Annotated in this window: 17 protein-coding genes and 1 tRNA gene; 10 read left to right on the top strand and 8 right to left on the bottom strand. The window is 71.4% G+C overall.

The genetic code is table 11. The annotated features are described in order from the left end of the window. Positions 1-64: 64 nt before the first annotated feature. Both AB0F89_RS35115 and fabG read right to left on the bottom strand, forming a co-directional pair. Positions 65-526 (bottom strand): MaoC family dehydratase, encoded by a 462-nt coding sequence (locus AB0F89_RS35115; protein ID WP_367130432.1) that lies wholly within the window; start codon positions 524-526, stop codon positions 65-67. A 1-nt stretch (position 527) separates the two neighbouring features. Next, on the bottom strand, positions 528-1,289 hold the full coding sequence (gene fabG, locus AB0F89_RS35110; RefSeq protein WP_367130430.1) for a 3-oxoacyl-ACP reductase FabG: 762 nt from the start codon (positions 1,287-1,289) through the stop codon (positions 528-530). Positions 1,290-1,415: 126 nt separating this feature from the next. On the opposite strand from fabG, the gene AB0F89_RS35105 reads away from it, so the two are divergent. Beyond that, positions 1,416-2,240 (top strand): SDR family NAD(P)-dependent oxidoreductase, encoded by an 825-nt coding sequence (locus AB0F89_RS35105; protein WP_367130428.1) that lies wholly within the window; start codon positions 1,416-1,418, stop codon positions 2,238-2,240. Between the two features lie 5 nt (positions 2,241-2,245). After that, on the top strand, positions 2,246-3,199 hold the full coding sequence (locus AB0F89_RS35100) for a zinc-binding alcohol dehydrogenase family protein (RefSeq protein ID WP_367130426.1): 954 nt from the start codon (positions 2,246-2,248) through the stop codon (positions 3,197-3,199). Positions 3,200-3,256: 57 nt separating this feature from the next. Here AB0F89_RS35100 and AB0F89_RS35095 read toward each other — a convergent pair whose 3' ends face one another. The 4 genes from AB0F89_RS35095 to AB0F89_RS35080 all read right to left on the bottom strand — a co-directional run bounded on the left by AB0F89_RS35095 (position 3,257) and on the right by AB0F89_RS35080 (position 7,010). Continuing rightward, on the bottom strand, positions 3,257-3,772 hold the full coding sequence (locus AB0F89_RS35095; RefSeq protein WP_367130425.1) for a DUF6319 family protein: 516 nt from the start codon (positions 3,770-3,772) through the stop codon (positions 3,257-3,259). A 227-nt stretch (positions 3,773-3,999) separates the two neighbouring features. After that, positions 4,000-5,196 carry a S8 family serine peptidase gene (locus AB0F89_RS35090; protein WP_367130423.1) on the bottom strand — a complete coding sequence of 399 codons (1,197 nt, stop codon included), beginning with the start codon at positions 5,194-5,196 and terminating at the stop codon, positions 4,000-4,002. 141 nt (positions 5,197-5,337) lie between these two features. After that, a complete protein-coding gene (locus AB0F89_RS35085; RefSeq protein ID WP_367130421.1) occupies positions 5,338-6,522 on the bottom strand; it encodes a cation:proton antiporter in 1,185 nt (394 codons plus the stop codon). Positions 6,523-6,527: 5 nt separating this feature from the next. Next, positions 6,528-7,010: a cation:proton antiporter regulatory subunit gene (locus AB0F89_RS35080; RefSeq protein ID WP_367130419.1), complete on the bottom strand. Its 483-nt coding sequence runs from the start codon at positions 7,008-7,010 to the stop codon at positions 6,528-6,530. A 19-nt stretch (positions 7,011-7,029) separates the two neighbouring features. Here AB0F89_RS35080 and AB0F89_RS35075 point away from each other — a divergent pair, with 19 nt between their 5' ends. The 8 genes from AB0F89_RS35075 (at position 7,030) to AB0F89_RS35040 (ending at position 13,838) form a co-directional block, all read left to right on the top strand. Beyond that, entirely contained in the window at positions 7,030-8,139 is a 1,110-nt protein-coding gene (locus tag AB0F89_RS35075; protein ID WP_367130417.1) for a DUF1015 family protein, read from the top strand. A gap of 81 nt (positions 8,140-8,220) precedes the next feature. Beyond that, on the top strand, positions 8,221-8,949 hold the full coding sequence (cmk, locus tag AB0F89_RS35070) for a (d)CMP kinase (protein ID WP_367130415.1): 729 nt from the start codon (positions 8,221-8,223) through the stop codon (positions 8,947-8,949). Beyond that, positions 8,946-9,590 carry a lysophospholipid acyltransferase family protein gene (locus AB0F89_RS35065; protein WP_367130413.1) on the top strand — a complete coding sequence of 215 codons (645 nt, stop codon included), beginning with the start codon at positions 8,946-8,948 and terminating at the stop codon, positions 9,588-9,590. Before cmk ends, AB0F89_RS35065 begins: the two co-directional genes overlap by 4 nt. After that, complete coding sequence (der, locus tag AB0F89_RS35060) at positions 9,587-10,993, top strand: ribosome biogenesis GTPase Der (protein WP_367130411.1); 1,407 nt, start codon at positions 9,587-9,589, stop codon at positions 10,991-10,993. The genes AB0F89_RS35065 and der overlap by 4 nt, the downstream gene beginning before the upstream one ends. A 22-nt stretch (positions 10,994-11,015) precedes the next feature. Further along, a complete protein-coding gene (locus tag AB0F89_RS35055; RefSeq protein ID WP_367130409.1) occupies positions 11,016-11,672 on the top strand; it encodes a response regulator in 657 nt (218 codons plus the stop codon). Continuing rightward, positions 11,666-12,787, top strand: a complete 1,122-nt coding sequence (locus AB0F89_RS35050) for a sensor histidine kinase (RefSeq protein WP_367130407.1) — start codon at positions 11,666-11,668, stop codon at positions 12,785-12,787. The genes AB0F89_RS35055 and AB0F89_RS35050 overlap by 7 nt, the downstream gene beginning before the upstream one ends. Before the next feature lie 181 nt (positions 12,788-12,968). Next, a tRNA-Pro gene (locus tag AB0F89_RS35045) sits at positions 12,969-13,042 on the top strand. 181 nt (positions 13,043-13,223) lie between these two features. Continuing rightward, entirely contained in the window at positions 13,224-13,838 is a 615-nt protein-coding gene (locus AB0F89_RS35040; RefSeq protein ID WP_367130405.1) for a mobilome CxxCx(11)CxxC protein, read from the top strand. Between the two features lie 209 nt (positions 13,839-14,047). Here AB0F89_RS35040 and AB0F89_RS35035 read toward each other — a convergent pair whose 3' ends face one another. After that, positions 14,048-14,986: a tyrosine-type recombinase/integrase gene (locus AB0F89_RS35035; protein ID WP_367130403.1), complete on the bottom strand. Its 939-nt coding sequence runs from the start codon at positions 14,984-14,986 to the stop codon at positions 14,048-14,050. A gap of 167 nt (positions 14,987-15,153) precedes the next feature. Beyond that, entirely contained in the window at positions 15,154-15,900 is a 747-nt protein-coding gene (locus AB0F89_RS35030) for an integrase core domain-containing protein (RefSeq protein ID WP_367130401.1), read from the bottom strand. Positions 15,901-16,415: the final 515 nt, after the last annotated feature.

Raw genomic sequence — 16,415 nt, 5'->3', positions numbered from 1 at the left:
CCGCCACCGGACGTCCGGACGACGGGCACGGCGCCAGTCGGGGGGTGGCGCCGTGCCCGTCGCGTCAGGGGGCCGCCGGGACCAGCAGGACGACGGTCTCGGCCACGCAGGCGGGCTTCGGGTTGCCGTCGATGTCGACCGTCACCCGCACCACGGCCTGCTTGCCCTGCGCCACGTCGGTCATCCCGACCAGCTCGGCGCCGGCCCGCACCCGCGACCCCACGACGACCGGGCTCGGGAAGCGGACCTTGTTCAGCCCGTAGTTCACGCCCATCGCCAGCCCCTCCACGGTGTAGACGTCCCGCACCAGCAGCGGGATCAGGGACAGCGTGAGGTAGCCGTGCGCGACCGGCGCGCCGAACGGCCCGGCCGCCGCCTTCTCCAGGTCGACGTGGATCCACTGGTGGTCGCCGGTGGCGTCGGCGAACAGGTTGATCTCGGCCTGGGTGATCTCGTGCCACTCGCCGTGGCCCAGGTGCTCGCCCCTGGCGGCGGCCAGCTCTTCGAGGTTCGCGAATACCCGCATGTCAGTCCTTCGGTCCGCCGGCGACGTAGACGACCTGCCCGGACACGAACCCGGCACCCTCGCTGACCAGGAAGGAAGCGGTGTGCGCGATGTCATCGGGCGTGCCGACGCGCCCGACCGGGATCATGGCGGCGGCGCCCTTCTTGAAGTCCTCGAAGTCCACGCCGACCCGGGCCGCCGTGGCGGCGGTCATGTCGGTCGCGATGAACCCCGGCGCGATGGCGTTGACGGTCACGCCGAACTTGCCCAGCTCGATCGCCAGCGTCTTGGTGAAGCCCTGCAGGCCCGCCTTGGCCGCCGAGTAGTTCGCCTGGCCCCGGTTGCCCAGCGCCGACGTGCTGGACAGGTTCACGATGCGGCCCCAGCCGACCGCCGTCTGGAACTTCTGCACCGCCCGGCTCATCAGGAACGAGCCGCGCAGGTGCACGTTGATCACCGCGTCCCAGTCGTCGTCGGTCATCTTGAAGAGCAGGTTGTCCCGCAGGATGCCGGCGTTGTTGACCAGGACGGTCGGGGCGCCCAGCTCGTCGGCGACCCGCTGCACGGCCGCGTCGACCGCCGCGCTGTCGCTGACGTCCACGCCGACCGCGATGGCCGTGCCACCGGCCGCCCTGATCCCGTCCACGGCGTCGGCGCAGCTGTCCTCGTCCAGGTCGAGGAGCGCGACGGCCATGCCGTCCTGCGCGAGCCGCGTGGCTACGGCGGCGCCGATGCCGCGTGCGGCACCGGTGACGATGGCCACCCGTGCGTCCGTCTCGGCCACGGTTGATCCTCCTTGATCTGCGAGCCTAAGCAACCGCTTAGTAACCTAGTGACGACGTCGCCTTGACGCCAGGGCCTGTCGGGAGAACCATACCGACTGGTCGGAATGCCAGCCAGAGGAGGCGCGGTGGAGTTCTCGGGCAAGGTCGCACTGGTCACCGGTGCCGCGAACGGCATCGGGGCGGGGGTGGCGCGCCGACTGGCCGCCGCCGGGGCGTCCGTCGTCGTCGCGGACGTGGACGACGACCGCGGCCGGGCCGTGGCCGACGAGATCGGCGGCGTGTTCACGCACTGCGACGTCAGCGACCCCCGGCAGGACGAGGCCGCGGTGGCCGTGGCGGTGGAGCGGTTCGGCGGGCTCGACATCGCCGTGCTCAACGCGGGCGTCGGCACCGGCTTCGGCCTCGGCGACGACTTCGACCCCGAGCGCTACCGCAAGGTGATGGGGATCAACCTCGACGGCGTCGTCTACGGCGTGCACGCGGCGTTGCCCGAGCTGAAGAAGCGCGGCGGGCGCGTCGTCGCCACCGCCAGCATGGCCGGCCTGATGGCGATGCCCCTGGACCCCCTCTACGGCGCGAACAAGGCCGCCGTCGTCGGGCTCGTCCGCGGCCTGGGCCCGGTGCTCGCCGGTGACGGCGTCACGGTCAGCGCGGTGTGCCCGTCGTTCGCCGACACCGCGATCATCACCGACTTCAAGTCCGCTCTGGAGTCCACCGGGATGCCGGTGATGGCCGTGGACGACGTGGTCGACGCGTTCATGTCCGTGTTGCGCGACGGCCGACCCGGTGAATGCTGGTTCGTGCAGGCCGGTCGTCCCAGCGCGCCGTTCACCTTCCCCAACCCGCCCGGCCCGCGCACCGCGTCCGGCGAGCGCGTCCGGCTCGCCGACCCCACCGCCACCGCCACCGACCCCACCGGCGTCGAACCGCCGACCACCGAGGAGAGCTGACACCCGTGCGCGCCATCCAGATCACCGAGTTCGGCGGACCCGAAGTCCTCGACGAGGTCGAGCTGCCCGACCCCGTCGCGGGCGCGGGCGAACTGCTCGTCCGCGTCAGCCGCGCGGGCCTGAACTACGCCGACACCCACCAGTCGGAGAACTCCTACCTGTCCAAGATGGAGCTGCCGCTGGTGCCCGGCGGCGAGGTCGTCGGCACGGCGGGCGACCGGCGGGTGGTCGGGCTGACCAACTTCGGCGGCTACGCGGAGAAGGCCGTGGTGCCCGAGGCGACCGCGTTCGACGTGCCGGACGGCGTGGACGACCTGACGGCGCTGAGCCTGGTCGTGCAGGGCGCGACCGCCTGGCTGCTGCTGCGCAGGAGCGCGCACCTGGAGCCGGGGGAGACCGTCGTCGTCCACGCGGCCGCCGGTGGCGTCGGTTCGCTGGCCGTGCAGCTGGCCAAGAAGTGGGGCGCGGGCCGCGTCATCGCCACCGCGAGCACGGAGGCCAAGCGGGAGCTGGCGCTGGAGCTGGGCGCGGACGTCGCGGTCGACTCCACCGCCGAGGACATGACCGACGTGCTGCGCGAGGCCAACGGCGGCCGGCGCGTCGACGTCGTCCTGGACATGACCGGCGGCTCGGTGACCGACCAGAGCATCGCCGCCCTGGCCCCGTTCGGCCGGCTGGCGTTCTACGGCATGGCGAGCAGGGAGCAGCCGACCCCGGTCGCGCCGGCCAAGCTGCTGGTCCGCTCGACCACCGTCGCGGGCATGTGGCTGCCGCACGCGTTCAAGCTGCCGGGCCGGGTCGTGCACCGCGCCATGGCCGAGCTGTTCGACCTGGTCCTGGCGGGCGAGCTGCGCGCCGTGCCGGGCGGCGAGTACGGCCTGTCCGAGGTCCGCCGGGCGCACGAGGACCTGCGGGCCCGCCGCACCACCGGCAAGCTGGTCCTGGACCCGTCCCGCTGAGCGGAACGGGGGCCGCCGCCCGCGGTCGGGCGACGGCCCCCGGCGTCCGGGTGGGCGTCAGTCGTTCAGCTCGGCCAGCGCGGCCTTGACCTTCGCGAGCTCCGCCTCCAGCTCCTCCATCCGCGTGCGGTGCTGGGCGCGGGCCGCTTCGACGACCTCGTCGATCCCGCCCGCGATGTCCTCGTGCAGCTCCTTGGCCGCGCGCGACACGGCCGCGGCCGAGATGGCCAGGCCCTGGACGACCCGCTTGGTGCCGTGCACCAGGTCGGCCTGCCACTCGCCGTCGGCGGTGCCGGTGACGGTCAGCGTCAGCTCGACCGTGCGGGTCTTCTTGGCCGTCGACTTGGGCCGCTTGACGGGCTTCGCCTCGGGCTCAGCGGACTTGGCCTGCGCCTCCGCGGGCTTGGCCGCCGGCTCTGCGGGCTTGGCCGCCGGCTCCGCCGACCGCTCGTCCGACTGCTCAGCCACGGGGGCGACCTCCTGCTGCACGGGTGCGGCGGGCGCCTCGGCGTCCACCGTCTCTTCCTGCTCCACGAGCGTGTCCGCCTGCACGTTCTCGTTTCCTCTCTGCATCCGGCTCGACCCGGCGTGATGATAGAACACGTGTTCGATGATGGGTCGATTGCCCCGCACAGCGTAGGGTGTCGGCCTCCCGACCTGTTGGAGGGACTTCCCCTCACGCCGGTTGTCGGACCGGTCAGGTGACGTGATCCGGCGAGCACTGATCCCGATTCGCCGCACGAGAAAAGCAGGGGCCCTCCCGGTAGGAGAGGACCCCCGCGGTCGTGCCGGAGTTCCGCCTAGGGCGCCTGGACCATCCCCGCGCCCGCGTCCGTGGACGGCAGGGCCAGCCGGCGCGCGGTCTGCGCCAACCTGGCCCACAGCTCCCACCCGCGGGCGCCGTGCTTCTCCGCGATGAGCGCCGCGACGCCGGCGACGTGCGGCGTGGCCATGCTCGTGCCCTGGATGCGCCGGTGCATCCCGATGCCGCTGTTCTCGGCGTTCCAGCTGGAGTAGACGTCCACCCCGGGCCCGACCACGTCGACCTGGCCGACGGTGTCGACCGTCCCGCAGGAGAACGGCGCGATCGCCCGGTGCACGTCCACCGCGCCGACCGACAGGATCGACGGGCAGTTGGCCGGGTGGCCGACCGGCGCGACCCGGCCCGGCCTGCTGCTCTCGTTGCCCGCAGCGGCGATGATCAGCGTGCCCTTCGCGATCGCCCGCGTGGCGGCCTGCTCGAAGATCTGCGAGTGCGGGGTGCCCGGCCGCACGGCCGCGCCGAGCGACATCGAGACGACCGCGCAGCCGTTGGCGATGGCCCACTCGATGCCCGCCAGGATGCCGCTGTCGGAGCCGCTGCCCCGGTTGGACAGCACCTTGCCCGCGTAGATCTCGGCCTCGTGCGCGACGCCGTAGCCCGGACCGCCGCTCGCGGCCGAACGGGGGCCGGCGGCGGAGCCGATGCAGTGCGTGCCGTGGCCGTGCGCGTCGTCCACGGACTCGCCGGTGATGAACGACTGCGTCATCACGACGCGCCCCGCGAAGTCCGGGTGCGCCACGGTGAACCCGGTGTCGAGCACGGCGACCCGCACGCCCTTGCCGGTGGCCGAGCTGATGTTCGCGCCGACCGCCTGCAGGCCCCAGGTGAACACGGACTCGTCCACGGCGGGCGCGGCGACCTCGTCGGTGCCCGGCGGCGCGGTGTAGGCGTGCACGATCCGCTCGGCCTCGACCACCGCGATCGGGCCGGGCGCCTCGGCGGCCCGCGTCAGCCTCGTGACCTGGTCCGGCGTCGCGTTGACCACCGCGATGCCCAGGTCCTGGAAGATGACGCCGTCGGCCGCGGCCAGCTCGGCGCTGGTGGCGGAGTCCGCGGTGCTGGCGGCGCTGATCCCGGCGACCCGGTTCATCTCCCGCGCGCCCGCCGCGACCGACCGGTCGTCGAGCAGGACGAGGTAGCGACCAGTCGTCTCGGCGCCCGTTGGCTGTGACATGACGAGACCCCCTTCGGGGTTGGACGGCAGTCAGGTGTAACCCCGGAGCGCGCCCGTGCTCAATCAGCCGTAAGTGTTGCCCCGGCGCGACCGTGGTTCGTCTGCCGTAGTGGAGCGCCGGGGCCGCCGAGAGATACCTGGTCAGGCCACCGCGGGCGCGTCACCACGCTTTCGGGTGAACTTCTTCGCCAACGGTTCCACCACCCGCGCCGCGACCGGCCCGAGCACGGCCATCAGCAGCACGTACGCCGTCGCGAGCGCCGCCAGCTCGCCGTCCACGGCGCCGGACGCCACGGTCAGCGACGCGATCACGATCGAGAACTCGCCGCGCGCCACCAGCGCCGCGCCCGCCCGGGCCCGGCCCATCCGCCCGATGCCCTGCTGCCGCGCGGCCCACCACCCGGTGGCCACCTTCGTCAAGGTGGTGACCACGGCCAGCGCCACCGCGAGCGCCAGCACCGGCGGGATCGACGCCGGGTCGGTGTTCAGCCCGAACACCACGAAGAACATCGCCGCGAACAGGTCGCGCAGCGGCTCCAGCATCCGCGTCGCGTTCTCCGCCGTCGACCCCGAGATCGCGATGCCGAGCAGGAACGCGCCGACCGCCGCCGACACCTGCAGCTGCGACGCCAGGCCCGCCACCAGCAGCGCCGCGCCCAGCACCTTGAGCAGGAACACCTCCGGGTCGGGGCTGTCCACCACCGCCGAGACGTACCGGCCGAACTTCAGCGCGATCACCAGCACCACCGTGATCGCGGCCAGCGAGATGCCCACCGCGGTCAACCCGCCGACGAAGCTCACGCCCGCCAGCACGGCCGTCAGGATCGGCAGGTAGACCGCCATCGCCAGGTCCTCGAACACCAGCACCGACAGCACCACCGGGGTCTCCCGGTTGCCCAGCCGGCCCAGGTCGCCGAGCACCTTGGCGATGATCCCGGACGACGAGATGTAGGTGACGCCGCCCATCGCCAGCGCGCCGACCGGGCCCCAGCCCAGGATCAGCGCGGCGATCACGCCCGGCGTCGCGTTCAGCGCGATGTCGAGCAGGCCCGCCGTCCACGACCGCTTGAGGCCCGTCATCAGCTCGGCGGCCGAGTACTCCAGGCCGAGCAGGAGGAGCAGGAGGATGACGCCGATCTCGCTGGAGAGGTGCGTGAAGTCCTCGATGCCGTGCAACGGCACCAGGCCGCCCTGCCCGAAGGCCAGGCCGCCGATCAGGTAGAGCGGGATCGGCGAGATGCCGACCCGCCACGCCATCTTGCCGAGCAGGCCCAGCCCGAAGAAGACCGCGCCCAGTTGGATCAGAGCGATTGCGGTGCTGTGCAAGGTGCTCAGCCACCGCCCAGCAGCTCGCCGGCGGCGTTGAGGCCGTCGGCGGTGCCCACGACGACGACCAGGTCGCCGCCCTCGAACCCGAAGTCGGGGCGCGGCGACGGGTGCACCGAGCCCGAGCGCACGACGGCCACGATGGACGCGCCGGTGCGGGTGCGCAGCTCGGTCTCGGCCAGCGGGCTGCCGTCGAACCGGGAGCCGGGCACGATCGGGAACTGCTTGGTCGAGATGCCCGCGACCTCGCGGTGCTGCTCCTGGAGGTGCGCCACCAGCTGCGGCGAGCCGAGCAGCCCGGCCAGGGTGCTCGCCTCCGCGGCCGTGAGCGCTATCGACGCCGCGCACCCGTCCGGGTCGTCCCGGTGTGACACGATCAGCTCGAACTTGCCGTCACGGTGGGTTATCACCCCGATCCGACGGCCCGCGCGGATCATGAAGTCCTGACGGGTGCCGATCCCCGGAAGCGGCGTCACCTCGACGTTCACACCATGTGATGCTAGTCGAGTGACGGGACGTGTTCGGTCGATCGACCGTGGATGGGTCGTGCGCGACCGGGTGCCGGGACCGGACGTCGACGAGTTCGCCGAGCCGGAGCGGGTCGTCGCCGCCCTGGCCCGCGCCCGCCCGGGCACGCTGCTCGCCGTGCAGCACCCGCACCGCACGCCCGCCGCGCTGGCCGCCGGGTCGAGCCTGCTCGACGCCCTCCCGCACGCCGCCGCCGAGCTGGCCCACCTGCGCCGCACCGCGTACCGCGAGGTGCGCGACGTGGTCGCGCCGTACCGGGTGGACGGCCCGGACGGCACCGCGCACGGGCTGCTGTGCATGGTCGACCCGGCGGTGGCCGGCCACACCGAGGACGTCTACCCGGACGTGGTCGCCGAACGGGCGCGCGTGCTGTCCGGCCTCGGCTGCGTCACCAGCGCCGCGATGCTCGTGCCGGTGGCCCGCGGTGAGGTCCGGCTGACCCGGCTGGTGGCCGAGGTGGACGACGAGCCCGCGGTGTCCGTGGTCGACCCCGGCGGACGGCGGCACTGGTTGTGGCTGGTCGGTCCCGGGGAGCGCCAGGACGCCCTGCTGGCCGCCGCCGGCGAGCACCCGCTGATGGTGGCCGACGGCAACCACCGGGTGGCCGCGTCGGCCGGGTTACCGGGGTTGCTCGCCCTGGTCACGGCCGGTCCGGACGTCCGGGTCGGGCCGATCCACCGGGCCGTGGCCGGCGCCGGGCTGTCGCTGGCCGACATGGCCTCCGCGTGGCGGGCGCTCGGGCTCGCCGTCACGCCGGTCGACGCGGCGTCACGACCGTCACCCGGCGTGGTGATCGCGGTGGCCGGGTCGTACGCGGTGCGCGTCGACCTGCCGTCGACGGGCGTGGACCACGCGTTCGTCGAGGCCGTGCTGCTGGCCGAGGCGCTGGGGCTGGACCCGGAGAGCCCGCACGTGCGGCCGGTGACCGGTGAGCCGCCCGGCGCGGGCGAGGCGGACGTCGTCCTGCTGATCGCGCCCGTGCCGCTGGACGAGGTGCTGGCCGTGCACGCGGCGGGCGGTCGGATGCCGCGCAAGAGCACCTACTTCACCCCCAAGCCGCGCAGTGGCCTGCTGCTGGCCGACCTGTAAGTGGCCTGATGCGGGTGTGACGCGCCACACCGGGCACAATTGGCGGTTGACGACCGTCGTCGCGTTGAGGAGGAAAACCCCGTGGTACACGGTGAGCTGCGTGGCGTGGTGGCCCTCGACGGGCCGTCCGGCACCGGCAAGTCCTCCGCGGCGCGCCGGCTCGCGGCGGCGCTGGGCGCCCGCTACCTGGACACCGGCGCGATGTACCGCGCGGTCACGCTGGCCGTGCTGCGCGCCGGCGCCGACCCCGCCGACCAGGCCGCGGTGGCCGGGGTCGCGGCCGCGGCGCGGCTCGTGCAGGGCACGAACCCGGACCGCTCGACCACGACCCTCGACGGCGACGACGTCGGCGCGGAGATCCGCGGCCCCGAGGTGACGCTGGCCGTGTCGCCGGTGTCGGCCGTGCCCGCGGTGCGCGAGCTGCTGGTCGCCGAGCAGCGCCGGATCATCGCGGCGGCGCTGGACGAGGTGGGCGGCATCGTGGTGGAGGGCCGGGACATCGGCACCGCCGTCGCGCCCGACGCGCCGCTGAAGGTCTACCTGACCGCCGACGCCGAGGCCCGCGCCCAGCGCCGCGCCAAGCAGGACAGCGCGTCCGGCCGGGCGGCCACGCTGGACGCCACGCTCGCCGACGTGCGGCGCCGGGACACCTACGACTCCACCCGCGCGGCGTCGCCGCTGCGCGCCGCGGACGACGCGGTCGTGCTCGACACGACGTCGCTCGACCTGGCCGGCACGCTGGCCGCGCTGCTGGAACTGGTGGACGCCAAGGGACTGCTGGCCCAGCCGAGCGGACGGGTGCGCGGGTGACCGACCAGCTCCCCGAGGGCTCGACGCCCTGGTTGCACGACGTCGGCCGGTGGATCTCGCGCGTGCCCTTCCGCGTGCCGTTCCGGGTCCGGGTGCACGGCGCCTCGCGGATGCCGTCGACCGGCCCCGTGGTCGTCGTGGCCAACCACAGCTCGATGGCGGACGGGCCGATACTGTTCGGCCGGCTGTCCCGGCGCGTGGTCTTCCTGATCAAGCAGGAGATGTTCAAGGGCGTGGCGGGCACGCTGCTGCGCAGGATCGGCCAACTGGCCGTGCGGCGCGGCGAACCCGACCGCGGACCGCTGCTCGCGGCGCAGCAGGTGCTGCGGGCGGGCGGCGTGGTCGGCGTGTTCCCCGAGGGCACCCGCGGCGCGGGCGACGTGGCCGAGGCGCAGAAGGGCGCGGCCTGGTTGGCCCGCTCGACCGGCGCCCTCGTCGTGCCCGTCGCGTGCCGCGGCACCCTGCGCCCGGCCGGGACCCGACGGCGGTTCCGGCCCGTGGTGGACGTGCTCGTGGGTGAGCCGTTCGAGCTGTCGGACGACAAGGGTCGCCAGGCGCTCGTGAAGGCCACCGAGCAGGTCCGCGACCGCTTGGCCACGCTGGTGGCCGAGCTCGACAGCCAGCGAGGAGAAGCACGATGACGGACTTGGACGGCACCTGGGCGGACGAGTCCGACTGGACCGCGTTCGACGAGGCGGTGGAGGGCGAGGAGGCCGGCGCGCCGCCGATGCCGGTGCTGGCCGTGGTCGGCCGGCCGAACGTGGGCAAGTCGACGCTGGTCAACCGCATCATCGGCCGCCGCGAGGCGGTCGTGCAGGACGTGCCGGGCGTGACCCGCGACCGGGTCGCCTACGACGCGCTGTGGAACGGCCGCAAGTTCACCGTGGTCGACACCGGCGGCTGGGAGCCCGACGCCACCGGCATGATGGCCTCCGTCGCCGCCCAGGCCGAGCTGGCCATGGCCACCGCCGACGCGATCCTGTTCGTGGTCGACGCCACCGTCGGCGCGACCACCACCGACGAGGCCGCCGTGAAGCTGCTGCGCCGGTCCAAGCGGCCCGTGCTGGTGGTGGCCAACAAGGTGGACGACGAGCGGCTGATGGCCGAGGTCGCCTCCCTGTGGTCGCTCGGCCTCGGCGAGCCCATCCCGGTGTCCGGCCTGCACGGCCGCGGCTCCGGCGACATGCTCGACGCGATCCTGAAGGCGCTGCCCGAGACGCCCCGCGAGACCTACGAGGCCGTCCGCGGCGGCCCGCGCCGGGTCGCCCTCGTCGGCCGGCCGAACGTCGGCAAGTCGTCCCTGCTCAACCGGCTGACCGGGGAGAACCGGTCGGTCGTGCACGACGTCGCCGGCACCACCGTCGACCCGGTCGACTCGCTGGTCGAGCTGGACGAGGAGCTGTGGCGGTTCGTGGACACCGCCGGCCTGCGCAAGCGGGTGAACTTCGCGTCCGGCGCCGAGTACTACGCGTCGCTGCGCACCAAGGCCGCGATCGAGTCCGCCGAGGTCGCGATCGTGCTGCTGGACGCGTCCGAGCCGATCAGCGAGCAGGACCTGCGGGTGCTGACCATGGTCGTGGAGTCCGGCCGGGCGTGCGTGCTGGCGTTCAACAAGTGGGACCTGGTGGACGAGGACCGGCGCAACGCGATGGTGCGCGAGCTGGAACGCGGGCTGGTCCGGGTGCCGTGGGCGGAGAAGGTGAACATCTCGGCGCTGACCGGGCGCGCCGTGCGCAAGCTCGCGCCCGCGCTGCGGACCGCGTTGAACTCGTGGGACACCCGGGTGCCGACCGGCAGGCTCAACTCGTGGCTGACCGACCTGATCGCCGCCACCCCGCCGCCGGTGCGCAGCGGCAAGCAGCCGAAGGTGCTGTTCGCGACCCAGGCCGCCACCCGGCCGCCGACGTTCGTGCTGTTCACGACCGGCTTCCTGGAGGCGGGCTACCGGCGGTTCATCGAGCGGAAGCTGCGCGAGGAGTTCGGCTTCCAGGGCAGCCCGGTGCGGATCTCGGTGCGGGTGCGGGAGAAGCGCCCGAAGAAGTGATCCGGTTGCTCCGGCAGGCCGAATGGGGTTGCCTGGCACCGTGCCGGTGCGATTGGTCCTCGCTGACGACGAAGCGCTGCTCCGCCAGGGGCTGAGGGTGCTGCTCGAAGCGGACGGGCGGGTCGAGGTCGTGGCGGAAGCCGCGGACGGCGCCGGCCTGCTCGACGTCGTCCGCCGGTGCCGGCCGGACGTGGCGCTGGTGGACGTGCAGATGCCGGGGATGGACGGGCTGGCGGCGTTGAAGGCGCTGCTGGCCTGGCCCGACCCGCCCGCGCTCGCCGTGCTGACCACGTTCGACCTGGACGACTACGTGGCCAGGGCGTTGGAGCTCGGCGCGCAGGGCTTCCTGCTCAAGGACGCCGAACCGGACGCCCTGGTCCGCGCCGTGCTCGACCTGGCAGCCGGGGGAGCGGTGCTCGACCCCCGGATCACCGCCCGCCTGCTGCCCAAGCTGCGGACCGCCACCCTCCGGCAGGACGCCCAAATCGACGGACTGAGCGCCCGGGAGCGCCAGGTGCTCGGGCTGCTGGCGAACGGCCAACCGAACAGCGCCAGCGCCGCGTCGCTCGGCCTGAGCGAGGCGACGGTCAAGAGCTACGTCTCCACCGTGCTGACCAAGCTCGGGGTCGAGAACCGGGTCCAGGCCGCCCTGGTCGCCCACCGGGTGGGCACGTGGTGATCCTCCTCGAACTCCTGGTCGTCGCGGCGCCCGCCGCGATGGTCCTGCTCGCCGACCACGTCCCGTACGCGTGGTCCCTCCCCACCGCCCTGGCCGCGTGCCTAGTGCTCCCCGTGCGCCGCCGGCGGCCGTGGGTCGCGGCCCTGGCGTGCCTGCCGGGCCTCGTCGGAGGTCTGGGCTGGCCGCCCGCCGTGGTGGCGCTGTACCGGATCGGCCGCAAGTCCACCGTGCCGGTGATGATCGCCTGGGTGGCCGCGGCCACCGTCCTCCCGTCCGCCCTGGTGGTCACCACCCAACGCCTGCCACCGGGACCGGCCCTCCTCACGGTCACCTTCGCCCTGTTCATGGCAGGCGCGCCGACGGCCCTGGGCGCCCTGGTCACCACCAGACACCACCTGACCGCGAGCCTGGCCGAAGCCTCCCGGGCGCGGACCGCGGAACTGGAAGCCCGCGAAGCCGGCGCCCGTGCGTCGGAACGGGCCAGGATCGCCCGCGAGATCCACGACGCCGTCGGCCACCACGCCACGCTCATCGCTGTGGAGTCGGCAGCCCTGGCCACCACCACCGATGATGCCAAGACCCGCGAGACCGCGTTGCGCCTCCGTGCGTCGGCGAAGGAGGCCCTGGCCGAGATGCGCGCCGCCCTCGGCCTGCTCAACACCGAGCCCACTCCGGGCTTCGAAGGCGTCCAAGCCCTGATCGACCGAGCAGCATCAGCCGGGATGGCGGTGCACTACGAAGACCGAAGCGGCCCCCCACCCCCACCCTCCACCGGCCGCGCGGTCTACCGGGTGGTGCAGGAAGCGCTGACCAACGTGACCAAGCACGCCCCGGGGGCCGAGGTCCACGTGCGACTGTCCCGGCAAGACGGGCGGCTGCACGTGACGATCTCCAACGGCCCGAGCCCGACTGCGGGGTTCCCGTCACCGGACCGAGGCGGCCAGGGGCTGCACGGCCTGACGGAACGCGTGATCCAAGCGGGCGGCGGCCTGACCACCAGGAAGGGTGCGGACGGGAGCTTCGTCCTGGACGTGAACCTACCCTCGGGTCCGTCGAAAGTTGACACAGATGACTCAACTTTTGGCGGTAGTGCACGAAACCGCGCGAACGCATAGTGAGCGGGCGTCGATCCGGGGGGAACGGTTGATGGCCGAGGGGGAGCGCGGAGGCCCGTCTTGCCGACGGGCCTCCACCATCTCCCCAGGTAGACCGCTTGATCGGCCGATGAGGGGGGTCGCGTCGGGGGCCGTTGTGGGGTGCGCTAAGCTATGCGCGCACCCCACAACGGGATGCGGCCGGGACGTGGCGCAGCTTGGTAGCGCACTTGACTGGGGGTCAAGGGGTCGCAGGTTCAAATCCTGTCGTCCCGACGGTCTGAAGAAGCCCGCTGATCTGGGATCTGCCCAGGTCAGCGGGCTTCTTCTGTAGGCAGATGAGATGTGAAGAGGCCTTGCGTTAGCGGGGGCTGGGGACCACGCGGGGACCACCGGTCCGTGTCCAGGTGCACCCGGAACCTTGCTGGGTGGCCACTGTATGAAGGGCTGATCGGGCGTGGACAGGGACGCGGTGCCTCGTGGCGGAGACGACGTCACCATCCAGGATTGCTGGAAGCGGGCCCGTGAGGCGTTCGGCACGTCTTTCGTCTTCGAAAAGCGCTCTCAGCGACTGGCGACTTTTCTTCGTGTCCTAGGGTTCATGGGGCTCGTCGTTCCGGTGGTGATCGGTGGCCTTGTCGGCGGATTTGGTATCGGTTTTGGCGCTCTGCCTGTAGCGGTCACTATTGGTGCCGCAATCGCTGTACTGCAAGCTGTTTTTTCACTATGGTCATTGGCGGCGACATGGGTCGAATCCTATGCCTATGCAATTGAGTCCATGGTCGAGAATCGTAACCTGTACGCTAAGTTCAAGGAATTGGCGGAGAGCCCGCCGAACTCGGCAGTCGAGTTGCAGCTTCGTTACGAAATACTAAAGGCGGAGGACAAGGCACGCCGCGAACAGGACTTGCGCCGTGGTATCAAGCCGCATGAGACGCGCCTGGGCATGCGTGCAGGCCTCCGCGAACTGGGGCAGACATGCGTGGCATGCGGTGTGCAGCCGTATAGTATGGAGTCCACGGCCTGTTCGGTCTGTGGATCTTTTGACAGGAAGAGTCGATCTAAGAAGTAAGGGCTACCATGGATGCCGCCACCGCTCGCGTTATTCGCGGATTCATCAGTTTGAATAGCTCTCAGCAGGCCGAGTTTGTGGAAAGGGTTAACAGGTACATCAACGGCACGGAGACTAAAGACGCACTTGAGAAGTTCTCGAACCGTTATCTTGAAGTAGACCTAGGTCCAAGTGGAAGGGTATGTGGTTGCTGCGGTCGATAAAGAGCCTTAAAGGGCTAGGTAACGCGTCAGCAATCTTCCTGCTTCGGTGACCGACTTCGATCCCAGGTGCAGGTAGCGCTGAGTAGTGGCCAACGAACCATGACCGGCGATGCGCTGAAGATGGTGCACGGGCACCCCAGCATCGGCCAGCCAAGTGAGTCCGGTATGTCTGAGGTCGTGCCGCCGCAAGTACTCGTAGCCGAGCTTGGTCACGACCTCGTCCCAGTGGGTCGCGTCCCGCAGTACCGCCGTCGAGATGCGCCCGCCACGTGGCCCGGTGAACAGCCGCGCGTCGGGCCTGCCGTTGACCTTGTCGATCCGCCGTTGGACGAGCGGCCGAACCTCTTCGATCAACGGCACCGTCCGGGCACGCTTGCCTTTGGTGCCCTTGTCCACCAAACCGCCGGGTGCGGTCGTGGTCTGACGTCGAATCCGCCACGTCCAATCGGTGGTGTCGATATCACCGACGCGGCAGCCGGACACTTCACCGATCCTGGCCGCCGTGCACGCGGCGAAGATCACCACGTCGCCCCAGCCCGAGTAGTTCTCGTGCGACCGCTCGACCAGAGCGTCGGCGAGCCGGGTGAGCGTCTGCCAGTCCGGCAGCGCCAGCGACCGGGGATCGTCCAGCTCATCCTCCGCCCGCAGGTACTCGCGCTGCCAGCCGGTGATCCGTGCCGGGTTCCGGTCGATGATCCCGTCACGCAACGCCTGTTCCATGATTCGCACCAGGACGGCGATACTGTTCTTGACCACCGACCGGCCGCACTCGTCGGCGATCCAGCCGTGCACTGCCCTGTCCACCACGCCGTTGGTGATCATGCGCACGGGCAGGTGACCGAGCGTCGGCACGACCCGCTTGCGCCAGCCCGCAAGGTAGGGGTCCATCGTCTTAGCTTCCAGGCCGCGCATGGCCAACGTCATGTTGTCGTTGCCGTAGTCCACCAGAGGCATCGTCGCGGCCGAGGGATCGACGCCACGGGCAGCGGCACCTTTGATCATCTCGATCCAGGCGTCGGCTTCGTCCGACGTGGCGAAGGACTCCGACTTGGAAGGGCGGTTCTTGGTGACGGGATCGACCCTGTGCTTGCCGAAAATGTCGTCCGTGCAGGTCAGGCTGCGTAGTGGTATTCGTTGAGGATGCCGCCCAGTCGGTGCCGTCTGCGGATGTCGAGCTGGGTGACGGCTGCTTGGTCGGCCGCTGGTTGTGGCAGTGGTTGTAGCGGTCGGGCGTTGTCGATGCCTTGGTGGGGTCGGTGGGTGTTGTAGAAGTGCTCGTACTCGCGCAGGGCGTGCAGCAGGTGCTGTTGGTTCCAGATCAGCGTTCGGTCGAGAAGTTCCCGGCGGCAGCTTTGAATCCAGCGTTCCATGATCGCGTTCATGCGCGGGATGCGGACGCCGCTGAGGACGACCCGGATGCCCGCGTCGGCGAGGACGGCGTCGAACAGTGCTGGGCACTTCCCGTCCCGGTCGCGGATCACGAACCGCGCGTGTTTGCCCGAGTCTTCGAGGTCCATGACGAGGTTCCTGGCGGCTTGGGTGACCCAGGATGCGGTGGGGTGTGCGGTGGTGCCGAGGACTCTGATTCGGCGGCTGGTGTGCTCGATGACCGCGAGTACGTACTGGCGGGTGCCGCTCAACGTGGAGGTCTCGAAGAAGTCGCAGGCCAGTAGCGCCTCGGCCTGGGAGCGGAGGAAGGCCGGCCAGGTCGTCGAGGTGCGCTCGGGAGCAGGGTCGATCCCTGTATCCTTGAGGATTTGCCAGACGGTGGATGCTGCGACCTTGACGCCGAGCACGAGGAGTTCGCCGTGGATGCGGCGGTAGCCCCAGGTGGGATTCTCCCGTGCCAGGCGCAGCACCAGGAGCCGGATCGAGCGGACGGTCCGTGGACGGCCAGGCCGCCTGGGACGGGATCTGGCTGCATGGCGGCGTGCGAGGAGGTCGCGGTGCCACCGAAGCACTGTTTCTGGACGGACCAGTAGTCGGAGCCGACGAAGCGCATCGGCCGGGAGTCGGTGCAGCAGTGCCGCGAGGAATGCCCGATCGCTGGGGAGAACCGTGGACGGGCGTCACCGAGTTGGCGTTCCAGGAGGGTGATCTGGTGCCGTAGCGCCAGGATTTCCGTGTCCTTGTCCCGGTCGCTCAGGAGCAGCAGGCGCAGCAGGGTGAACGCGTTGGTCACACCGAGGTAGGCCAGTCGGAGCAGCACAGCCGCTCATCATGCCGCGTCAGCGGCTGGCGCTGTGGACCTGTGGCCGCACCCACAAGCACCTTGGCCCTTCAAGCTACGCACGGCTTCAACCTGCATGGATGGAGTTATCGGCAGACACAACGTCGGATGCGTGCCCTGTCACCAGGTACGTGCGCCGGACGT

It is taken from the genome of Saccharothrix sp. HUAS TT1 (assembly GCF_040744945.1).
Taxonomy (GTDB): Bacteria; Actinomycetota; Actinomycetes; order Mycobacteriales; family Pseudonocardiaceae; genus Actinosynnema.
Note: the sequence above shows the minus strand (reverse complement) of the source record. Positions and strands in the feature narration are given on the sequence as shown.